Here is a 21,163-nt window from a genome sequence, read left to right as displayed (position 1 = left end):
GGCTCTCCCTTCATAAGAATACCGGTGCAAGACCATGACACTTACTAAGAAAGACGTCAGGAAGTTCCTGTCCGAGTACAAGATCGTCGCCCTTCTGATCGTCATCGCGATCATCTGGGCCTTCTTCGGCTACCTCACCTATGATTCCGACTTGGGCGGTTCTCAGTTTCTGACGCCGCGCAACTTCTCCAACCTGCTTCGCCAAATGGCGATCACCGGCATGTTGGCATCGGCGATGGTATTCGTGATCGTCGCCGGTGAGATCGACCTGTCGGTCGGTTCGCTGCTCGGTCTCCTCGGCGGTGTTGCCGCCGTGATGGATGTGACCTATACGCTTCCTCTGTGGATGACCATCCCGGCGGTGATCGTCCTCGGTCTGCTCTTCGGCCTGATGGTCGGCTGGCTCACTGCCTATCTCGGCATTCCGTCATTCATCGTTACGTTGGGCGGCCAGCTGGTGTTTCGCGGCATGGTGCTCGGCCTGACCGGCGGTATCACCATCGCTCCGGTGCATCCGGATCTCAAGTTCATCGGCCAGGGCTACCTTCCCGAATTGGCCGGTAATGTCTGTGGTGTGCTGCTGTTCCTGGTGCTGGTGTTCCTTGCATTCCGCACCCGCGCCAATCGTCAGAAGCACAGCCTTACCGTACCGACAGTGCCGGCAGAAGTTGGACGCCTGCTGTTTGCCGGTGTCATCATCCTTGGCTTCGTGCTGACGCTCAACGACTATCAGGGCGTTCCGGTGCCTGTGCTCGTCCTCTTGGTCATCCTTGCTGTGTTCACCGTCGTCGGCAACAAGACCACGTTCGGTCGCCACATCTACGCTGTCGGCTCCAACATGGAGGCGACGCGGCTTTCCGGCGTCAATGTCGCCTACGTGAAGATGATGGTGTTCGCGCTGATGGGCCTGATGTGCGCCTTCGCCGGCCTCACCACCACCGGCCGTCTCGCGGCTGGCACGCCGTCGGCGGGTTTCGGCAACGAGCTTGACGCCATCGCCTCCTGCTTCATCGGAGGTACGTCGATGCGTGGCGGCGTCGGCTCGGTATCGGGTGCGCTGGTCGGTGCCGTCATCATGGCCAGCCTCGACAACGGCATGTCCATGATGGGCATCGACACCTTCTGGCAGCAGATCGTCAAGGGCATCATTCTGGTCGCTGCCGTCTACATGGATATCGTGTCGTCCGGCAATCAGCGCGGCTGATCATGATGGCTGGCACCTATGGTGCTGGCTGATTTGCGATCACAAACAGCTATCGAGAGCCCCGCCGTTTTGGCGGGGTTTTCATTTGGCGTGCATGTCCGAGTGGCGGCGGCCGTTGGCCGACGGTCTGGTGACGCGTCCTTCCGATTTCATCGGAGAAATTACGACGAAAGTCGAATTCGTTTCGTGAACAAGCGACTGGTTACCAGCCCACCGTCCGTGAGCAACTGAAATGCGGTTTCCCGCGCCATACCGGGATTTTTCTGAAGACCGTCCGAACGAATCAACTTCCTCAACACGAACCCGCGACTAGGCGTTCAACTTTCCCACTCGCACTCGTCAGCAACGGCCCGTTTCGCCGTGATCGAGCAAGGTCCAAATACCGGTCATCGGCAGCGAACAAACCTCCCCGCTGCCCCACAACAGACATGAAGACCGGAGTTTCGATCATGAACAAGTTCCTCACCGCCGCCGCTTTCGCCCTCGCTCTCGTTCCCGCCGTCGCCAATGCCGGCCAGGTTTATTTCGACCCGTCGGTCGATAGCGGCTCCTCGCCCTTCGTTGCCCTGCCTGCCCAGGTGAACCCGGCCAATGCCGCCGCCGCTGCTGCCGATGCTCAGCGCTATGCCAGCGTCGCCGGTGACGCGGTGATCGGTACCCATGGCGCTTCGGCCCAGGCCGTCACCGAGTATGATCCGGGTGCTGCCGATGGCCAGTCGGCCTTCTCGACCAAGCTGGTGCTGGCCGGCGCCTCGGCCCCGGTCGCCCAGCCGCACTACGTGCCCTACGCTGACAACAGCGCCGTGATCGGTTGGTAATCAGACCGAAGCCATCGATCGTCACAGACTGACGATCACAGGAAAGGCCGCCCAACTGGGCGGCCTTTTTGCTGTCTAGGGTAAGCGGGCCAGGTTGGGGCAGGGCAAACCATCCGTAGCCTCCGGACCGATTTGCCCTCCATGCTACTCCCGCCAGGTGTGAGCCAGGACCCGCAGCCAATTGTCACGGCAAAGCTTGATGAGATCCGTCTCGCCATATCCGGCTTGGCGTAGCGCTCCCACCAGCGCTTGCTGACCGGCGGCATCGCCGATCTCCGCCGGAATGGTCGCCCCATCATAGTCCGATCCCAAGCCGACACCGTCGATGCCGAGATGCTCGACCAGATGGTCGATGTGGCGCACCATGTCCATCAGCGGCGTTGTGGCATTTTCCTGACCGTCCGACCGGAGAAAGGACGTCGCGTAATTGAGGCCGACCATGCCGCCCGTTTCGCGAATGGCATCAAGCTGGCGGTCAGTAAGGTTGCGCGTCACCGGCGTAATGGCATGGACATTGGAATGGGTGGCGACCAGCGGCATGTCTGAGACCTTGGCAACATCCCAGAAGCCCTGTTCGGTGATGTGCGACAGATCGACCATGACGCCGAGCCGATTGCAGGCCTTTACCAGGCGGACGCCGGCCTCGGTAAGGCCGGGGCCAGTGTCGGGTGAGCTTGGATAGGCGAAGGGCACGCCGTGGCCAAAGACGTTGGTGCGGCTCCATACCGGTCCAAGCGATCTGAGACCGGCAGCATAGAAAAGCTCGAGGGCATAGAGGTCAGGATCGATCGGCTCGCAGCCCTCCATATGCAGCACGGCGGCGAATATGCCGTCGTCAACAGCTTGGCGAATCGCCGCCGTCGAGGTGCAGAGTCGCCAGACGCCCTCGCGGTCGAGCCGGCGAGCGATGCCGGCCATGGTCGTCGCGGCGGCGAGCGCTATCGGCTGTTCGAGCGGCTCGGCAAGCGGCGACGCGTAAGTGCCTTTTTCGAATGTCGGACGCGGTCCTTGTTTCGAGGGCACGAAAATCGCGCAAAGGCCGCCGACGAGGCCGCCGGCACGAGCGCGCGGGGCATCGATATGGCCGGTGGCGATGCCATCGCGAAACTCGGCAATCGGATCGCCGCCCCGGCCTGCGGTTTCCCAGAGACGCATCAGGACGTCGTTATGTCCGTCAAATACAGGCTGCATCGCACCATCGCTCGGTCAGAAGGAAGGATCGTCCGGAGAGGATTGCGCTTCGGACGGGAGGCGAAGCCGACGGCCGCACCGTTCAGTCTCGCATCCGTGGAGATACCAAGTGGTAGGAGGCTCGCCGGGAGAGGTCAACCTACCTTGGACGGAACATCGCCCGCGGATAGGAGAGAAATTTTCTCCGGTTTGCGCAGGAGCAAAGTTCGGGGATGCCTCAGCCCCTATGATCTCGGCACTGACGAAGCGGAGAACAGCATGACCGACACAGCCACCCAGGACCTTCAACTCGACGTACGCGGCCTGCCGTGCGTCAATCGTCGTGCCATCATTTTCGGTGGCTTCGATCGGCTGGCCGAGGGCGAGTCGCTCGTCGTGATCAACGACCACGAGCCGGTTGGCTTGCGCGGACATTTCGAAGATATCGTGCCGGGCCGTTACCGCTGGGAGGCGCTGCCGCGCACGGACGAGGCGTTCCGGGTGCGTATCACCCGCGCTGCCTTCGATCCTGAGCTGGCTCGCGAGGGCGCTGCCGCGCTCGCCGCTTTGGCGCGTCACAGCTGCGATCATTGATTCCGTCGCTCGGGGCGGAAAACGGAACGGGCGGCTGGGCTAAACGCCCGCCGCCCGTTTTGTCATTCGAGGTTGGAAACCTCAGAAGCTGGGCTCGACGCCCCAGACATCCTTGGAATAGCCGCGGATGGTACGGTCGGAGGAGAACCAACCCACCTTGGTGGTGTTGAGGATCGATCGCTCCGTCCAACGCGCCTTGTCGCGATAATCCACGTCGATGGTGCGCTGGGTCTGGAAGTAGGACTGGAAGTCGGCCGTCACCAGGAACCAGTCGGTGTGCCACAGCCGGTCGGCCACCTCATTGAAGCGTCCATGATCGTCGGGCGAGAAGGTGCCGTTGACCATGGCGTCGATGGCGCCCTTCAACGTCGGGTCGCTGTCGATCGTCGCATTGGGGTTGTAACCGCGCTGGCGCAGGCCAGCCACGTCGTCGGCGGTGAGGCCGAAGATATAGATATTATCCGGACCGACTCGCTCGGCGATCTCGACATTGGCACCGTCGAGCGTGCCAATGGTCAGCGCGCCGTTGAGGGCCAGCTTCATGTTGCCGGTGCCGGAGGCTTCCATGCCAGCCGTCGAGATTTGCTCCGACAGATCGGCAGCCGGGATGATCACCTCGGCCAGCGACACATTGTAGTTTGGCAGTACGGCCACCTTCAGCCGGTCACCAATGATCGGGTCGTTGTTGACGACACGAGCAACGTCGTTGGCCAGCTTGATGATGCGCTTGGCAATCTGATAGCCGGGGGCCGCCTTGCCGCCGAAGATCTTGACGCGTGGCGTCCACTCGGCGCCGGGGCCGCGACGGATGGCCTGATAAAGGGCGATCGTCTCCAGAATATTCAGGAGCTGGCGCTTGTACTCGTGCATGCGCTTGATCTGCACATCGAACAGCGCGGTGGGATCGACGCGCAGGCCGATGCGCCGCTCGATTTCAGCGGCCAGACGCACCTTGTTGGCCTGTTTGGCGGCGGCGAACTTGTCGCGGAAGCTGGCATCGGTCGCGAACTTGGCGGCTTCCTCGATCCTGTCGAGATTGTCGACCCAGCCGTCGCCGATCGATTCGAGCAACAGGGCACGCAGGCCCGGATTGCACTCGTAAAGCCAGCGACGCGGCGTGATGCCGTTGGTTTCATTGACGATGCGGTCGGGATAGAGGACGTGGTAGTCCTTGAACACCGTCTGCTTCATCAGCTCGGTATGCAGTGCCGACACGCCGTTGACGCGGTGCGAGCCGACGAAGGCAAGGTTGCCCATCTTGATCTCGCTGCCCCACTCGATAATGCGAATGGCATCGAGTGAAACAGGCAGATTGCGTCCCTGCACCTCGGCGAGGTGATGATAGTCGATCCACTCGATGATCTGCATATGGCGCGGCAGCACCTTGCGGAACAGGTTGGTGTTCCAACGCTCCAGCGCCTCGGGCATCAGCGTGTGGTTGGTATAGCTCAAGCACTGACGCGTGATCTCGAAGGCTTCCGGGAAGGTCAGTCGATAGTCGTCGGCGAGAATACGCATCAGTTCGGCGACCGCGATCGCCGGATGCGTATCATTCATCTGGATCGCCACCTGATCGGGCAACTTGCGGATGTCATCGTTGTCTTCGAGGTAACGACGAAGAATGTCCTGCAGCGACGCGGAGGTGAAGAAATATTCCTGCTTGAGGCGCAGTTCCTTGCCCTCGGCGGTCGTGTCGTCAGGGTAGAGCACGCGCGAGATGGTCTCGGCGCGGATCGTCTTCTCTGCAGCCGACATGTAGTCGCCGTGGTTGAAGCGGCCGAGATCGAGCACCTCGACCGGGCGCGAGGCCCAAAGGCGCAAGGTGTTGACGTGGCGGCCTCTCCAGCCGGCGATCGGCGTGTCGTAGGCGACGGCCTTCACCGTCTCATCGGCACGCCAGTAGGTGGCACCATGGCCATCAAAAGAAATCTGGCCGCCAAATTTGACGAGATAGGCCATCTCGGCCCGCTCGAATTCCCAGGCGCGGCCGGAGACCAACCAGTCCTCCGGCTCTTCCACCTGCCAACCGTCGTGAAAGCGCTGGCGGAACAGGCCGTGGTCGTAACGGATGCCGTAGCCGTGGGCGGGGATGCCCAGTGTCGACATGGAATCGAGGAAGCAGGCGGCGAGGCGTCCAAGGCCGCCATTGCCGAGAGCGGCATCACTCTCCTGTTCGAGCTGGGCCTGATAGTCGATGCCGAGCTCGGCGCAGGCAGTGCGGACCTGGGCTTCGATGCCGAGGTTGCAAACCGCGTCGTTAAGCAGACGCCCGATCAGGAATTCCATGGAGAGATAATAAACGTGCTTCTTCTGGCCAGCGTGCGAAGCCCTGGTGGATTCGAACCAACGCTCGACGACTTGGTCGCGCACGGCAAGCGATAGCGCCATGCTCCAGTCCTTGGCCGTTGCCCGGGACGGGTCCTTGCCGACGGCATATGCAAGCTTGGCGCGGACGGCGTCCCTGAAATCGGCTGCCGTGAGTATACGCGCCTGACCGGCGGAGCCGGCGGCCTCATCGATCCTGGAAGTGTCGTTCATCGGTGATCCCTGCGGTTTCGATCAATTATCGCCGATGATGGTTACGAGGCCGTGACCGAATTCTTCGGCCGCTCCGTAACGCCAAGTACCGTCACCAGATAATCGTCGCCAAGACTACGCAGCGCATGGCCGCGGCCTCTTGGAGCGGACACTGGCCGCCGCCTTTGCCGCTGTCTAGATCTCCGGCACCACACTTGGGAAAAAACGCAAGAAAACCGTCATTACCTAGCGCGATATTGCATATCTCGCCCATCAAATAGCGTGAGCTATGCGTAATACGCGGCTCTAGGAAGCATCAATTACACCGAGATCCTCGGCCGACAACCAGAAGACCTCGCCCTCGGACTCGGCCGTATCGAGCCAGACAAAGGGCAGGTCGGGATAGGTCATCTCAAGAATTTCCCGGTCGCTGCCGACCTCGCACAGGAGACCTCCGCCGGGATTGAGGTGGTCCGGAGCCGCTTCGATGATGCGTCTGACAATATCGAGACCATCGAGGCCGCCGGCGAGCGCCATTGCCGGCTCGTGGCCGTATTCATCCGGCAGTTCGGCCATGGCCTCGTCATCGACGTAAGGCGGATTGGTAATGATGAGATCGTACCGCCGGTCTTCGAGCGGCGCGAACAGGTCGCCGTGGAAGAGGCCGACGCGGCCGTCACCGAGGCGATCGACGTTGACCGCCGCCACATCGAGCGCGTCTTCGGAAAGATCGACGGCGTCGACCGCGGCGTTCTGAAAGACCATGGCGGCGAGGATGGCGAGGCAGCCGGAGCCGGTGCAAATGTCGGCGACCGACAGGATTTCCTCCGGATCACGGATCAACGAGGCTTCGCTTTCGCCGGAAAAGGCTTCCGAGAACAGCAGCTCGCCAATGAAGGAGCGCGGTACGATGACGCGCGGGTCGATGGCGAAAGGCACACCCTGAATATAGGCCTTGCCCACCAGATAGGGGGTAGGGACCCGTTCGTCGATCCGCCGATTGAGCCGTTCGATGATCAGTTGGCGTTCGGCCCGAGTCAGACGGGCGTCCAGCCACGGGTTGATGTCATCGATCGGCAGATGCAGCGACTCGAGGATCAGGAAAACGGCGTCGTCGATCGCCTCGCTGGTGCCGTGGCCAATGCCGATCTCGGCGGCGCCGTACCGGCTCATGGCGTAGCGCAAGAGATCTCGAACGGTGATGAGGTCGTCGGCAATGTCGGTCACGGCAGTGTTCCAGAAGAGGAGGGCGCGGCTGCTATGGCATGGCGCACGCGGCGCTGCAATCAGGCATGTGAGAGGGGCATGGGGCCATCCTAAAAACATGACTTGATTTTGCCCCGATCTGGGATCATTCCAATTTTTGACGCCGACGGCGTCCTTTGTCACCGAACCCCCGAGGGGTCATGCCTAGCAACGATCACAGTCGATTGACCGTGCCGCCCAAGGCCGTTGCGCTGGACTGATCCCTGATCGGCTCACCCGCGACTGGCCTTAGGCGGCCGGTCGTCAGAAAGGTGAGCCATGAACACCACCATCCGCTTTTTCGCCGAGCAATTCCGTCGGGTGACGGCGTCACGCGACCCCAATGAGCTTTTCGCCGAGCGCCTCACTTTTGGTGAGCGCCTGGCCGACCGCGTCGCCACCATTGGTGGTTCCTGGTCGTTCATCATCGGCTTCGGGGTCTTCCTGGGCGCCTGGGCTCTTCTCAACACCGTCGTGCTGGCGGCGCGTGCCTTCGATCCCTTTCCGTTCATCTTCCTCAATCTGATGCTGTCGATGCTGGCTGCGCTGCAGGCGCCGATCATCATGATGAGCCAGAACCGGCAGGCGGCCAAGGATCGCTTCGAAGCCCGTCTCGATTACGAAACCAACCTGCGCTCCGAGACCGAAATTGCTGGCCTGCACGCCAAAATCGACGCCCTCAGCGCCGATATCGAGCGGCTGGTCGCGCTGCAGCTCGGTACTGCCAATGAACGCGGCGAACTTGCCGACGAACGGGCCTAGTTAGGCCAAGGACTGAAGAGCGACTGTGGTCATATTGGCTATGCCTCGTACATCGAGCGAGGCGTATCCGATTCATTCTCGGCAGCCAGTAGTTCTTGCCCGTCTCCTCTTTCTCCGTAGCTCGATCTGCCGGCCCATGCGCAAAAGAGGTCGATTTGAAGGGCGCGCTCCAACTGGGCATATCGCTGGTCCGGCCAAATTCGAGGTATAACTCACGTCGCTTTGCGAGCTTGGTGGGTCCGTAATTGCCTGGAGGGGCTTAACGCAACTCTAGAGTTGTGTTTGTGCATGCGGTCACGTTATGTTCCGGGCACGTCGGAGCGTGCCTACAGGTCGGGCGGCTGTCTTTGGGGAGGATGCCGTGAGCTTTTTTACCAAGCAATTCATTGACGTCATTCAGTGGACGGAGACCGACCCGAACATTCTGGCCTATCGCTACCCGATGGAAGGCATGGAGATTCAGAACGGCGCGCAGCTTGTGGTGCGCGAATCTCAGCAAGCGATTTTCTTCAACGAGGGTACTTTCGCCGACCGCTTCGGTCCGGGCACCTACACGCTGACCACTCAAACCCTTCCGGTGCTGACTTATCTGCAAAACTGGGACAAGGGATTCGAGTCTCCATTCAAGTCCGACGTCTATTATTTCAACTTGCGGGAACAGATCGACCAGAAATGGGGGACGGCCCAGCCCCTGACCATACGTGACAGCGAGTTTGGACCGTTGCGTATTCGCGCATTCGGCAACTACGCTTACCGCATTTCCGACGTTGAGGTGTTTTGGCAGAAGCTGTGCGGAACGGCCGAGCAGCGTTTAGCCTCCGAGATTGAAGGTCAGCTCAGGGCGTCCGTCATCACAGCGCTCGCTTCGGGAATCGGCAATGGTGATACCGCCTTTGTGGACATGGCGAAACATCAGGAGCAGTTGGCCCGCAAGATGGCGGAGGCAATTGCTCCAGCGTTTGCCAATTATGGCCTTCAGCTTACGAATTTTGCCGTTCTCAGCCTCACCCTACCCGAAGAACTGGAAAAGCATCTTGACCGCGCCACGTCCATGCGGATGGTCGGTGATCTCGGCAAATACACCCAATTTCAGGTGGCTGACTCCGTCTCGCAGTTCGCGTCCGCGGGCGACGGAACGGCCGCCGCCGGTGCAGGAATTGGTGCGGGCCTCGCCCTTGGTCAAGCAATGGCCCAGGGGCTGAGTGGAGCTGCAAGGCTAGCTCCGCAGGTGGATGGCGCTACTACCGATGATGTCATCAGTCTGATCGAAAGGCTTGGTGACCTTTTCCAGAAAGGCATTCTCACCCAGGAAGAGTTCAACGCCAAAAAGGCGGAACTGCTGGCAAAGCTGAAGTAACCATGCGCCAGTTCGCCTGTCCTTCATGCGGTGCCCCTGTCCTATTTCGGTCAGCACAGTCGGTTTTTGCGACGTGTAGCTATTGCCTAAGCACTATCGTTCGCAGGGACGTTGAGGTGGAGGCTATCGGCAAGGTAGCCCAACTCGTTGAGGACTTGAGTCCCTTTCAGATCGGTACGACCGGCCGAATTGATGGAGCCGGTTTCATGATCTGTGGTCGTGCCAAGATGGGCTGGCAAGGCGGCGAGTGGAACGAATGGTATTTGCTGTTCGACGATGGCAGTGACGGTTGGCTGGCCGAGGCTCAGGGTTTTTATGCAATCAACATCGCCACCGAAGTGCCCATGCAGTACGTGGCGCCAACTTCTGACGTGAAGCTGGCGGGTCGGTTGGACTTGACACTGAATGTCGGGCAGATCGTGTCACTGTCCAATTGTCAGTTGACCGTCGTAGACGTCAAGCGCGTGGCGTGCATCGGTACCGAGGGCGAATTACCACGCGTCTCCGACATGCTGACCTATATTCTCTCTGCCGATCTGATAGGCAGAGACGGTACTTACGGCTGCATCGAAATCCACGACCGCCACCCCTACGCTTTCATTGGCCGCTATGTCGAATGGGAGGAGCTCAACGCGGTTAACTTCAGGCAATTCGAGGGGTGGTCGTGAGCGTGTCCGAAATCGTCTTGTCGCAATCCACCTCGGATGATCTGCCATCGCGCGTCCAGGTCGCGGCCAAACCGAGAACATTCGCCTGTCCAGCCTGCGGCGGCACAGTTCTGGTCCGCACCGGCGGTCGTGCATTGACCGCCGTCTGCTCGAGTTGCTCAACGATCATCGACATAACCAATAAGAATTTCGAGATCATTGAAAAAGCCCAGTCGGCAGAACGTCCCACACTCCTGCCACTGGGCGCGCGGGGCAAACTGGACGGGATTGTCTGGGAGATTGTCGGTTATATGTTGAAAACCGACGCTACCGGTACCTATCCTTGGGATGAATATTTGCTGTTCAATCCCTATCATGGCTACCGGTTTCTCTCGCATGAAGCTGGCCACTGGACATTATCGCGCGTATTGAAGCGGGATCTGACCGATCCGAAGGTTAGGCCTCGCGTCAGGCTCGATGGCAATGATTACAAAATATTTCTGCAAGGCGCCGCAATTGTACGTCATGTGCAGGGAGAGTTTTACTGGCGAGCGAGGGTGGGCGAATACTGGCAGACAACCGAGTATATTTCGCCGCCGTATATTCTAAGTATCGAGGAAAACGATAGCGAGATTAATTTCTCGCTCGGCCGCTATGTTCCACGCGCTGACGTGATCAAAGCCTTCAGCCCGCAGGCTTATCTCCCTATGTCATCAGGCGTCGGCGCCAATCAGCCATCTCCCTTCGAAGGTCGGGTGTTGAGACTCTGGCTATGGACCCTTGGTGCCATAGTCGCCGCCTTCCTAATCCAGTTCTCTCTTGCCTCCGGCATGCACGAACGACGAGCCTACGCGGACACTGTTCTTTTCAATGCAGTTGACAAGGATCGCACCTACGCGACCCAGCCCTTCGAACTGCAGCAGAGCGGTGCGGTTGAGATCAAGGGTTATGCGCCCGTCGATAACGATTGGGTGGAGCTCAGCCTGACGCTGGTGGAAGAAAACACCAATACCGAGCATACGTCAGTTATGCCGATCGAATACTACCATGGGCAGGATTCGGACGGCTATTGGTCGGAAGGCCAACAAACCGAGACGACGTACTTTTCTATGATTCCACAAGGGTCCTACAGGCTGCTGGTTGATGCCGATTCCGGGGCGTTTACTCGCTTTGGATCGACAACCGTCAAATTGGAGGTGATCGAGGGAATTGCATACCCCAGCAATCTGTTGATGGCGCTGGCGCTCCTGCTGATTCCTCCGATCGTCCAGTCATGGCGAAAGGGTTATTTCGAGAGACAGCGCTGGAGCAAAAGTGACTTCAAACCCGATGGTTCAAGAGGGGATTCCGATGATACCTAGGTTCTATCTGGGCTTTGTGGCGGCTGTTCTGAGTCTCCTGGCTGTTGCCGACCAGAAAGGTTTCATGATCGAAAGCTTTTTTAGCGGGAATTACTCTCCGGCGTCCCGTTCGACTGCGGGGCAGTTCCACAAATAGAGCGGAAACGGAATCTTTGTATTCGTGCAGGATTGGCAGCGCCAAGTTCGTGAGATCGTACAAACGGGGGCTAAAATGGACATGGGTGATGTTCTTCAGATAAAATATATCATTGCCGCGCTGGTCTATTCGGCGATCGGCGTGGGCGTATTCTTCGCCAGCTTTCTCTTGCTTGACGTGCTTACGCCCAAGGTATCTGTTTGGAGAGAATTAGTGGAGAAGCAGAACTTGGCGTTTGGTGTCTTCCTTGCTGGCTCGGCCCTCGGCATTGCCATCATCATCGCTTCCGCCATTCACTGACCCTATCTCGGTACCTCGACTGGCTTGTCGGCCCGTTAATTTGTCCAGATCTGGGAAATACAGGTTTAGCTTGCCGTGGCGCCACTTCTTCTCGTCTCTGTTTTTGTCATTGCCACGTGCGGCTTGATCTATGAGCTGATTGCTGGAACACTGGCCAGCTACTTGCTTGGCGATTCCGTTACCCAGTTCTCGACCATCATCGGCTGTTATCTGTTTGCTATGGGCATCGGATCATGGCTGTCGCGCTATGTGAACAAAAACCTGCTCGGCGTGTTCGTGGAGGTGGAGATCCTGATTGGGCTGATCGGGGGCTCGTCGGCGGCGCTGCTATTCGTACTTTTCGAACACATCTATTCGTTCCACTTTCTGTTGTATTTTGTGGTCACGGTTATCGGTGTTCTGGTTGGACTTGAGATTCCGCTGCTGCTGCGCATCCTCGAAAGCCGCTTTGAATTCAAAGATCTCGTCTCCAAGGTTTTTTCCCTTGATTATGTTGGGGCTTTATTTGCCTCCGTGTTGTTTCCCCTGGTGCTCATTCCCTATCTAGGACTTGTGCGCACCAGCTTTTCCTTCGGCATGGGCAATGTTCTGGTCGCTTTCTGGATGCTGTTGATGATGCGGGAGCGTATCCCTGGGTATCGTTGGCATCTCGGCACGGCCGCGATCGTGCTGGCTCTATTGTCGGCAGGTTTCGTCTATTCCGAACGGATCATGTCGTTTGCCGAAGCGAGCACCTATCCAGGCAAGGTCATCCTCTCCGAATCCACGCCATATCAGCGCATCGTTATTACCGAGCAGTCCGGAGATGTGCGCCTATTTCTCAACGCCAATCTTCAGTTCTCGTCTGTCGATGAGTACCGCTACCATGAAGCATTGGTTCATCCAGCTTTGTCTGCTCATCCGTCTCCCAGGAATGTCCTGATCATTGGCGGGGGCGATGGCCTCGCTTTGCGCGAGGTGCTCAAATATCCCTCGGTCGCCAAGGTGACCATGGTCGATCTTGATCCGGAAATGACCCGGTTGTTTTCAACCAACGCCTTGCTGACCGCACTTAATGGTCAATCGCTGTTGTCGAAGAAATTGACGATTATCAACAAGGACGCCTTCACTTGGTTGAAGGAACAGCGAGATAACGCGGGTGGTGGGATTTACGATATCATCTTGATCGATGTGCCAGATCCGTCGAATTTTTCCATCGGAAAGCTGTACACGGTGACGTTTTACAAGCTGCTTAGGTCGGTGACCGATGAGGACTCCATCGTGGTCGTCCAGAGCACATCCCCCCTTGTGGCACGTAAATCATTCTGGTGCGTGACCAACACCCTGAAGGCAGCCGGGTTCGAGACCGCAGCCTATCATGCCTTCGTTCCATCCTTTGGCGAATGGGGGTTCACAATCGCGACCAATAAACCTTACGCCAGCCCCAAGTCCTATCCGAGTGGGTTGAAGTATCTGAACGTCGAAACAGCAGATGATATGTTCCACTTTGCGCCGGATATGGCCTGGGTGGAGACCAAGATCCAGCGGCTCGATGATCAGGCTTTGATTCATTACTTCGATGAGGAATGGTCGAAGTATCTGATCTATTGAATCAAGGCGGTCTCGGCGACCATGAAAATCACTCGCGGGCAATTCATCAAAGGCGGCTTGGCAGCTAGCGCAACGGGGCTTTTCTCGCTTGGTAGCCTCCGGTCGCGATTGAACGCTGCCGAGCCGCCAACTTACCCTGGCAAAATGATCGGGGCCTCTCACCAGCTCGGTCATCTGCTGCGGCAGTCCAACTTGTCTCGCGCGTCCGACGAGCTGCGCGCTCGGGTCGTCGTCGTGGGGGGGGGCATTGCCGGTCTGGGGGCCGCGCGGCGATTAATGAGGGCCGGGATTGAAGATATCCTCGTCCTCGATCTCGAGGAGGAGCCGGGGGGCAACGCGCGCAGTGGCGTCAACGAAACGTCAGCCTATCCGTGGGGGGCTCACTATGTACCGCTCCTGACCGAAGAAGCGCGAGCGGTTCGACGGTTGTTCGAAGATTTGGGCATAATCACCGGCAAAGATGCGCGAGGATTGCCGATTTATGACGAGTACATGCTGGGTTTCGAGCCGAAAGAACGGCTGTTCCGCTTTGGTCGCTGGCAGGAAGGGTTGGTCCCCGCAATAGGAACAACACCGGAAGACGAAGCACAGTATCGCCGCTTTTTCTCGTTGATGAACGAGCTCAAGACGCAGTGCGGTTCCGATGGGCGTCGTCTATTTGCCATTCCAGTCGATGAAAGCTCCACAGATCCGCATTGGCGCGCGCTTGATATGCTCAGCATGGAGCAATGGATGGGTAGGGAGGGCTTCACCTCCGATCTTTTGCGATGGTACGTCAATTACGCCTGTCGCGACGACTACGGCACGGTCTTCAGTGAAACGTCTGCCTGGGCGGGTATTCACTATTTCGCGTCTCGCAACGGGCAGGCAGCCAATGCCGAAAGCGACGACGTCGTGACATGGCCTCAGGGAAATGGTTGGCTTGTAGCACGCATGGCTGAACCCTTAGGTCCACGCCTGCGCACCCGATGCTTGGCCATGCGCGTAGCGGTTGCGGATGGCGGCGTTATCGTGGATGTCTGGGACGCCAACGAGAGTGTCGCAAGAATGATCCGGGCTGAAGCCGCGATTCTGGCCACACCGCGCTTCATATCCGCCCGGCTACTGCCTAATGCAATTGAACGCATGGATCCGAGCAGTTTTTCCTACGCGCCCTGGGCGGTTGCCAACATTACTCTTGACGCCATGCCTGAAGGAAAAGGTGCGCCACTCAGCTGGGACAACGTGGCTTTTGACAGTCCCACGCTGGGCTATGTTGTCGCCACCAGCCAAGAACTCGGAATGAAGCCGCTTTCCACGGTGCTGACCGCTTACTGGCCGCTTAGCCACAAGACGCCATCGGAGGCTCGCCAGGACGCTCTCGGCCGCAGCCTCGATGAGTGGCAGCGCATTTTTGCTGACGACCTTCTCAACATTCACCCTGAACTGTCAGGGCATATTCGATCCATCGACGTTTGCGTTTGGGGGCACGCGATGATCAGGCCGGTACCCGGATTCATTTGGGGAGAGGCTCGACAGCGCGCGCGCGAGCCACTCGGTCGTCTGGCTTTCGCGCATTCCGATCTCGGTGGCATTTCTCTCTTCGAGGAAGCTTATACCCACGGTGTTCGCGCCGCGGAGCATGTCCTAACTCAGTTGAGTGTAAACTATGACAGCGAACTTTAGCGCCAGCCCCGCGATGGCTGATTCAGACAATACCTCGGCTGTCGGGTTGCATTTGCTTGTGGACTTCTACGATGCGCGCCATCTGGATGATCTGAGTATTATCGAAGATGCATTGCGCCGGGCTGCACGCTCGTGCGGAGCGACTCTTCTCGACGTGCGATTGCATTCGTTTGGCGAAGGATCGGGGGTCACTGGCGTCGCCTTGCTTGCCGAGTCTCACATCAGCATCCATACTTGGCCGGAAGCCGCCTATGCGGCCATTGACATATTCATGTGTGGAAAGCTCGACCCGCGTCGGGCGCTTCCAACGTTGCGCACGGCGTTTCTTGCGGCGTCTGAACGCGTCCAGGAAGTTCAGCGCGGCGGCAAGCGGCCGCGCTGACCGGATCTTGATGAGGAGATACGGAAGGGGCGACCAAGATTTTCATCCACAATGAAGGTCGTCGCTCAAGCGGTTCAAGATGAAGCTAGAACGAGGCTTCCCGACAACATGCTGCTACGAGCGGGACGCGTCGTTGCGGGCAACGATCCAGCCAGCCGTTTTTCAAATCCGCGCGAGCTAAATACGGTCCAGTGAAATGTCGGGAAATGTTGGGTGGTACGGCCTACGGGAATCGAACCCGTCTCTCCAGCGTGAAAGGCTAGTGTCCTAACCGATAGACGAAGGCCGCCCAACGAGGGGGGCTTATAGAGAGCTTCGGTCGGTTGAGCAAGAGCCTATCGGCATTTGCCGCGGCTTTTTTACAGCTTCGTCTAGACACTTGATCGACAAGCCTTATCCGCGCCCGCGACATGACCAGCGCCACTCGCGCCGCCGACCGGTATCCACATGGATCGACTTGGTGTGGCAGTAAAGGCCGAGGCCGCCGCGCGAGGGATGATCATAGAAATAGCGGGCAAGCTCGTCGCGCGCGATTCCCGGCATATAGAGGTCGACGGCGTTGCAGTAGAGATGCTGCGAATGCAGGGCGCCTTGAACAAGCCGATTGTGGGCAGGCGAGCGGTAGCCGGAGGTAATCACCACCTTGCGGCTGAAATGCCGTTCGGCATCGCGGACCATCCCGAGCAGACGTGGCTTGACGCAGGAGACGTTGATGGACGAGTTGGCGAGAAGCAGCCCGTTGGCCGCTTGGACCACCTCACGCGGCAAGCCAGGGACGTAGTGGGCGTAAGGCTGGACTTCACCGTCAAACAGGCCGCGCGGATCGCCATCTGGGCCGCGCGAGGCCAGGACCAGATTGCCCTGCCAGGCGACACCGGGCAAGCCTTCAAACAATTCCTGCGGCCGGTCGGGGCGAGCGGTGTAGACGTTGACGAAGTCATGCTCCAGGCCATCATCGACCGGCGGCTTCGGCACGGCAACTTTGCTCGGATCGGCCTCAGCCTCACCGGCCAGTTCCGCTTCAGATACTTCGCCGGTATCGTCCGGTTGTTCCTGTGCGGCGGCACCGGGTTTCGCGTTTGCCGCCGGGTCGACCTTGGCAACCTCGGTGTTGGTTGACGCCGAGGTGTCGCCGGAGGCCTTCTCGGGCGTTTTGGCTGGGTCGGGTTGAGCGGGCGTGGCCGGCGCTGGCGCACTGTCGGACGGGTGACTGCCGAACAGCGAGGCAAACAGGCTGGTCGCCTTTGGCTTCTCCTCCGGAGCCACGGCGGCGGCCACCGGAGGCGCCGGCGTTTCCTCGGCAGGTGGTTTGGCCGCGCCTTCCTGCGGCGCGGGTGACGGGGCGGCCGGTTTGTCGCTGCTTTCCGTTGCGCTCTTTTCGGCGTCACTTTTCGCCTTGATCTCGGCGATCTCGGTCGGGGTGAGCGGTTTGAATTCCGAACGGTCGAACACGGCCCCGCAGCCAGCCGCTGCGAGGCTTATCAATACGAGCAGGCCCGGCCGTAGCGTCATGGCTGCCCGTCTTTCCCGATCACGCGACGCACCGACGCCTTACCACTTGCCGGTGTTCGGCATGGAGGCCCAGGGTTCGGCCGGCGCCAGCGCATTACCCTTTTGCAGGAGCTCGATGGAGATATTGTCCGGCGAACGGACGAAGGCCATACGGCCGTCGCGTGGTGGCCGGTTGATGGTGACGCCGGCCTTTATCAGCCGCTCGCAGGTGGCGTAGATGTCGTCCACCTCATAGGCGAGATGGCCGAAGTTGCGGCCTTCGCCGTAGACTTCCGGGTCCCAGTTATAAGTCAGCTCGACGAGCGGGGCACTGTGCGCGCGACCGGCATCGACATCATCGGACGAAGCCAGGAAGATCAGCGTGAACCGGCCGGCCTCATTTTCGGTCCGGCGGATCTCGGTCATGCCGAGCAAGTCGCGGAAGAAGGCGAGCGAGGCGTCGACGTCGGTGATCCGCACCATGGTGTGAAGATAGCGCATGTCCTTTTCCTCCGCTCCAGCCGCCAAACGGCCGGTTTCTGTTTCCATTCGGCGGGTAGTTATCCTTGGTATACCGATGGATGCAAGGCTCTGAGGCGTTGAGAATGGAGCACGACTGGCCGTCATCTATCGCGGCGCGGCGATAATACCGGCGAGAGCGGTGCCCGACCGTGAGAAACCCGCTCAAAACCGTTAACAGCGGTTAACGAGGGGCTTGCGGAAGGGTAGCCTTCAGGTGGTATTTTAGCAGAAGAATCACGAATAGTCGGGGCGCGGAGTGATCTGCGCTTGTTGTAAGTAGGATCGTGGAGACTGGCTCATGGCCAAGGCTCAGTTTGTGTCGGAAGACACCAACGTCGATGATGACGTCGGCGTAGAAGTCATTGAAGTCGCGGGTGTCATAAAGTGGTTCGACGTCGCGAAAGGATTTGGCTTCGTCGTGCCCGACGAACCGGGCCTGCCCGATGTGCTCCTCCACGTCACTTGCCTGCGGCGCGATGGGTTTCAGACGGCGTATGAGGGCTCGCGTGTCGTCTGCGAGGCTGTGCGCCGGCAGAAGGGGCTGCAAGCGATGCGGGTGCTGTCGATGGATGAATCGACGGCCGTTCACCCATCCCAACTGCCGCCATCCCGCACCCATGTTCAGGTTACCCCTTCAAGCGGTCTCGAGCAGGTCGAAGTGAAGTGGTTCAACCGGGTTCGCGGCTTCGGCTTCCTGACACGCGGCGACGGCACCGAGGATATTTTCGTCCATATGGAGACATTGCGTCGCTTCGGCATCACCGAACTCCGCCCAGGGCAGCACGTTCTGGTGCGCTACGGTGACGGGCCGAAGGGAAAAATGGTCGCGGAAATCCGTCCGGTTCAGCCCGGGGGCATACCTTCGTCACATTGATGCCCTAATGGGGCGGCGCGCGGCGTCGGCAATGTCCGACGTGGCGTGTTGTGTTGTGTGAAAACACCGAACAGTCAGGGATCGAAGGCAAAAATGTCGGAAGTAACGTCGTGGCGCCTTGTCATACGAGCGCTCGCTGCGGGTCTTGTTGCCGCAATCGCCATTCTCTACTTTTTCGGAAATGGGTCTCGCGCCGGTGAAGGTGACAATCCCGTCGGTCCGCGCTCCAGCCTAAGTGTTGAAACGTCAACCGGTGTCTATCCCTACCAAGTGGAAATTGCCGATACCAACGAAAGCCGAGAGCGCGGCCTAATGTTCCGCCGCGAGATCGCATCGGGAACCGGCATGCTGTTCGATATGGGCGTCACGCGCGACGTCGCCTTCTGGATGCACAACACGTTCGTACCGCTCGACATCGTTTTCATTTCCGAAAAGGGCAGGGTGGTATCGATCGCCCACGGTGCCAAGCCGCAGTCCGATACCCGTATACCCTCGCAAGCGCCGGTACGGTTCGTTCTTGAACTGCCGACACCGGAAGCCAAGCGCATCGGCCTCGCAGTCGGCGACAGGGTTCGTCATCCGGCAATCGATGCCGTCCTGGGGCAGTGACCTGCTGCCCCGCCTTTGGTGACCTATTTTACAGGTTCTGCCGGTTTTCCCTCTTTTGACAGGCGTTGACGCAGTCGGTCGTAAAGGCGGCGCATCAGCCTTGGCGGCGGTAGCGACGGCGACCGCATGGAGAGATCGACGACGTCTTCCAGCCTGAGGCTTGCTTTGACGAGCCGTCCGTCCTCAACCAAGCGCGCCATCAGTTCCGCATAGGTGGTGAGCGTCAGCCGGTTGCCGGCGCGCAGGCGGGTGCCGTAACGGGCCGAGAAGGCTTCAGCGACAGTAAGGCCGGCAAGGCTCGCGGGCACCTGCATCTCGTAGAAGGTTGCCAGATCGGACAGCGAGGCGTCCGGCGCTACTGCGAACTCGCCGAATGCCGTTCGCTTGGCGGCGGCGACGGTTTCCGCCGATAGGGGGGCGAATAGCCGGTCAAGGCGGTTGACGCGGTCTTGCGGGGAGATGAAGTAGGCGTAATCGCCGGCCTTGATCTGTCCGGCTTCGGCGGCATTTTTGATGGCACCGTCGCGTACCACGATGACCGGCTTCAACCAGGCGGGCAGGGAGGCCGGGCGCAGCGCGGCATAGCTGTCGTGCCGCACCGGATAACCCACCATCTCGTTGTCGATCTGGCCCGGCAAGTCGATCTCCACCCGGCGCGCACTGGCGGCCGCGCGCTTCAGCGCCATGCCGAAGAAGCGTGCCGCCGGCGCGATGCTCCACCCCTGAATGAGCAGCGATATCAACACCACGAAGAAGGCGACATTGAAATACATGGGCGCGTGGCGCGCGCCGGCCAGGGTCGGCACGGTGGCGAGAAAGATCGAGACGGCTCCGCGCAGGCCGACCCACGACACGAAGTTGATCTCCGGTGGCGTAAAGCCGAATGGCTTCAGACAGATCCACACAGCTGCGGGTCGGCCGATGATCATCAGGAAGAGCGCGATCGCCAGCCCCTCTGGTGCGTATTGAATCAGCTTGCTGGGGGTCACCAGCAGGCCGAGCATCAGGAACATGACGATCTGGCAGAGCCAGGTGGCGCTTTCCAGGAACTTGCTGATGGCCGGATAGGCGCGAACGGTGCTGTTGCCCACCACCAGACCGGCCACGTACACCGCGAGAAAGCCTGACCCATCGAAATAGGAGGTGATGCCGAACACGCTGACGGTCAGGGCAATGACGAACAACGGATGCAGTCCGCCGGGCAGCGTCAACCGGTTAAGGGCCACCGTCGCCAGTGCGCCGCCCGCGACCCCCATGGCGCCACCGAGCAGCGCCTGCCGAGCAAGTGCGGTCAGCGTACCGAAGCCCGGCGCCGAATGAGCGACCGCCAACTCCGTGAGTACCATGGTGAGGAAGACCGCTACCGGGTCATTGGAGCCGGACTCGATCTCGAGCGTCGAGCCGATGCGCGGCCTGAGCTGCAATCCGCCGGTTTTCAGCAAGAAAAACACCGCAGCCGCGTCGGTCGAAGCGACGATCGAGCCGAGCAGCAACCCCTCGATGACATCGTAGCCGAGGGCAAGGTAGCCGAAAGCGCCGATCAGCACGGCGGTCACGGCAACACCAGCCGTCGCCAACACAAGCGACGGCGCCAAGGCATCGCGGGTCTCGGCAAGCCGCATTCTCAAGCCGCCATCGAACAGAATGATGGCGAGCGCGCAGGAGCCGATCAGATAGGTGAGTCGATAGTTGCTGAACTCAATGCCGCCGGGGCCGTCGACGCCGGCCAGCATGCCGACCACCAGGAAGACGAGCAGCAAAGGCGTGCCGAAGCGCGAGGCCAGAAGGCTCGACAGGATGCCGAGGAGGATCAGAGTCGCGCCAAGGGCCAAAACAAGGTTGGCGACCGCGATCTGATGCATTCGAGCCTCTGACGATTGGGGATTCTAGGACGGCATGCTTCCACATCGAGGCGACTT

At 59.7% G+C, this 21,163-nt stretch carries 19 protein-coding genes and 1 tRNA gene; 13 read left to right on the top strand and 7 right to left on the bottom strand.

The window, feature by feature from the left end:
• Positions 1–34 precede the first annotated feature (34 nt).
• Positions 35–1,204 carry a sugar ABC transporter permease gene (locus tag G522_RS0111380; protein WP_026791154.1) on the top strand — a complete coding sequence of 390 codons (1,170 nt, stop codon included), beginning with the start codon at positions 35–37 and terminating at the stop codon, positions 1,202–1,204.
• A gap of 449 nt (positions 1,205–1,653) precedes the next feature.
• Positions 1,654–2,022 (top strand): hypothetical protein, encoded by a 369-nt coding sequence (locus G522_RS0111375; protein ID WP_026791153.1) that lies wholly within the window; start codon positions 1,654–1,656, stop codon positions 2,020–2,022.
• Between the two features lie 144 nt (positions 2,023–2,166).
• On the opposite strand, the gene G522_RS0111370 is transcribed toward G522_RS0111375, so the two are convergent.
• Complete coding sequence (locus G522_RS0111370; protein ID WP_026791152.1) at positions 2,167–3,213, bottom strand: dipeptidase; 1,047 nt, start codon at positions 3,211–3,213, stop codon at positions 2,167–2,169.
• Positions 3,214–3,471: 258 nt separating this feature from the next.
• On the opposite strand from G522_RS0111370, the gene G522_RS30280 reads away from it, so the two are divergent.
• Positions 3,472–3,786 (top strand): DUF2249 domain-containing protein, encoded by a 315-nt coding sequence (locus tag G522_RS30280; protein ID WP_051228546.1) that lies wholly within the window; start codon positions 3,472–3,474, stop codon positions 3,784–3,786.
• Positions 3,787–3,867: 81 nt separating this feature from the next.
• Here the strand turns inward: G522_RS30280 and G522_RS0111360 are convergent, their stop codons facing one another.
• Both G522_RS0111360 and prmB read right to left on the bottom strand, forming a co-directional pair.
• On the bottom strand, positions 3,868–6,324 hold the full coding sequence (locus G522_RS0111360; protein ID WP_026791151.1) for a glycogen/starch/alpha-glucan phosphorylase: 2,457 nt from the start codon (positions 6,322–6,324) through the stop codon (positions 3,868–3,870).
• Positions 6,325–6,609: 285 nt separating this feature from the next.
• Complete coding sequence (prmB, locus tag G522_RS0111355; RefSeq protein WP_026791150.1) at positions 6,610–7,530, bottom strand: 50S ribosomal protein L3 N(5)-glutamine methyltransferase; 921 nt, start codon at positions 7,528–7,530, stop codon at positions 6,610–6,612.
• A gap of 297 nt (positions 7,531–7,827) precedes the next feature.
• Between prmB and G522_RS26490 the strand changes: the two genes are divergently transcribed.
• From G522_RS26490 to speD, 8 genes are all read left to right on the top strand, one after another.
• Positions 7,828–8,310 carry a DUF1003 domain-containing protein gene (locus G522_RS26490; RefSeq protein WP_051228545.1) on the top strand — a complete coding sequence of 161 codons (483 nt, stop codon included), beginning with the start codon at positions 7,828–7,830 and terminating at the stop codon, positions 8,308–8,310.
• A gap of 361 nt (positions 8,311–8,671) precedes the next feature.
• On the top strand, positions 8,672–9,667 hold the full coding sequence (locus tag G522_RS0111345; RefSeq protein ID WP_026791149.1) for an SPFH domain-containing protein: 996 nt from the start codon (positions 8,672–8,674) through the stop codon (positions 9,665–9,667).
• 116 nt (positions 9,668–9,783) lie between these two features.
• Positions 9,784–10,335 (top strand): DUF4178 domain-containing protein, encoded by a 552-nt coding sequence (locus tag G522_RS28965; RefSeq protein WP_026791148.1) that lies wholly within the window; start codon positions 9,784–9,786, stop codon positions 10,333–10,335.
• Positions 10,332–11,675 carry a DUF4178 domain-containing protein gene (locus G522_RS0111335; protein WP_169453513.1) on the top strand — a complete coding sequence of 448 codons (1,344 nt, stop codon included), beginning with the start codon at positions 10,332–10,334 and terminating at the stop codon, positions 11,673–11,675. The genes G522_RS28965 and G522_RS0111335 overlap by 4 nt, the downstream gene beginning before the upstream one ends.
• Before the next feature lie 211 nt (positions 11,676–11,886).
• The gene (locus G522_RS0111325; RefSeq protein ID WP_210162918.1) at positions 11,887–12,111 is read left to right on the top strand and encodes a DUF350 domain-containing protein; all 225 of its coding nucleotides are present in this window, start codon (positions 11,887–11,889) and stop codon (positions 12,109–12,111) included.
• A 75-nt stretch (positions 12,112–12,186) separates the two neighbouring features.
• Positions 12,187–13,701 carry a polyamine aminopropyltransferase gene (locus G522_RS0111320; protein ID WP_026791145.1) on the top strand — a complete coding sequence of 505 codons (1,515 nt, stop codon included), beginning with the start codon at positions 12,187–12,189 and terminating at the stop codon, positions 13,699–13,701.
• Between the two features lie 21 nt (positions 13,702–13,722).
• Positions 13,723–15,366: an FAD-dependent oxidoreductase gene (locus G522_RS0111315; protein ID WP_026791144.1), complete on the top strand. Its 1,644-nt coding sequence runs from the start codon at positions 13,723–13,725 to the stop codon at positions 15,364–15,366.
• Positions 15,350–15,748 carry an adenosylmethionine decarboxylase gene (speD, locus tag G522_RS0111310; protein WP_210162917.1) on the top strand — a complete coding sequence of 133 codons (399 nt, stop codon included), beginning with the start codon at positions 15,350–15,352 and terminating at the stop codon, positions 15,746–15,748. The genes G522_RS0111315 and speD overlap by 17 nt, the downstream gene beginning before the upstream one ends.
• A gap of 214 nt (positions 15,749–15,962) precedes the next feature.
• On the opposite strand, the gene G522_RS0111305 is transcribed toward speD, so the two are convergent.
• The 3 genes from G522_RS0111305 to G522_RS0111295 all read right to left on the bottom strand — a co-directional run bounded on the left by G522_RS0111305 (position 15,963) and on the right by G522_RS0111295 (position 17,740).
• A tRNA-Glu gene (locus G522_RS0111305) sits at positions 15,963–16,037 on the bottom strand.
• A 104-nt stretch (positions 16,038–16,141) separates the two neighbouring features.
• On the bottom strand, positions 16,142–17,260 hold the full coding sequence (locus tag G522_RS0111300) for a YcbK family protein (protein WP_026791142.1): 1,119 nt from the start codon (positions 17,258–17,260) through the stop codon (positions 16,142–16,144).
• Positions 17,261–17,299: 39 nt separating this feature from the next.
• A complete protein-coding gene (locus tag G522_RS0111295; RefSeq protein ID WP_026791141.1) occupies positions 17,300–17,740 on the bottom strand; it encodes a VOC family protein in 441 nt (146 codons plus the stop codon).
• A 319-nt stretch (positions 17,741–18,059) separates the two neighbouring features.
• Here G522_RS0111295 and G522_RS0111290 point away from each other — a divergent pair, with 319 nt between their 5' ends.
• Both G522_RS0111290 and G522_RS26480 read left to right on the top strand, forming a co-directional pair.
• Positions 18,060–18,635: a cold-shock protein gene (locus G522_RS0111290; RefSeq protein ID WP_051228542.1), complete on the top strand. Its 576-nt coding sequence runs from the start codon at positions 18,060–18,062 to the stop codon at positions 18,633–18,635.
• Positions 18,636–18,728: 93 nt separating this feature from the next.
• The gene (locus G522_RS26480; RefSeq protein WP_036838997.1) at positions 18,729–19,244 is read left to right on the top strand and encodes a DUF192 domain-containing protein; all 516 of its coding nucleotides are present in this window, start codon (positions 18,729–18,731) and stop codon (positions 19,242–19,244) included.
• Between the two features lie 23 nt (positions 19,245–19,267).
• Here G522_RS26480 and G522_RS0111280 read toward each other — a convergent pair whose 3' ends face one another.
• Complete coding sequence (locus G522_RS0111280) at positions 19,268–21,106, bottom strand: potassium/proton antiporter (RefSeq protein WP_026791139.1); 1,839 nt, start codon at positions 21,104–21,106, stop codon at positions 19,268–19,270.
• Positions 21,107–21,163 lie beyond the last annotated feature (57 nt).

This window comes from Pleomorphomonas oryzae DSM 16300, assembly GCF_000422965.1.
Lineage (GTDB): Bacteria > Pseudomonadota > Alphaproteobacteria > Rhizobiales > Pleomorphomonadaceae > Pleomorphomonas > Pleomorphomonas oryzae.
The sequence above is the reverse complement of the archived record's forward strand: the minus strand, read 5'-3'. Positions and strand labels throughout refer to the sequence as shown.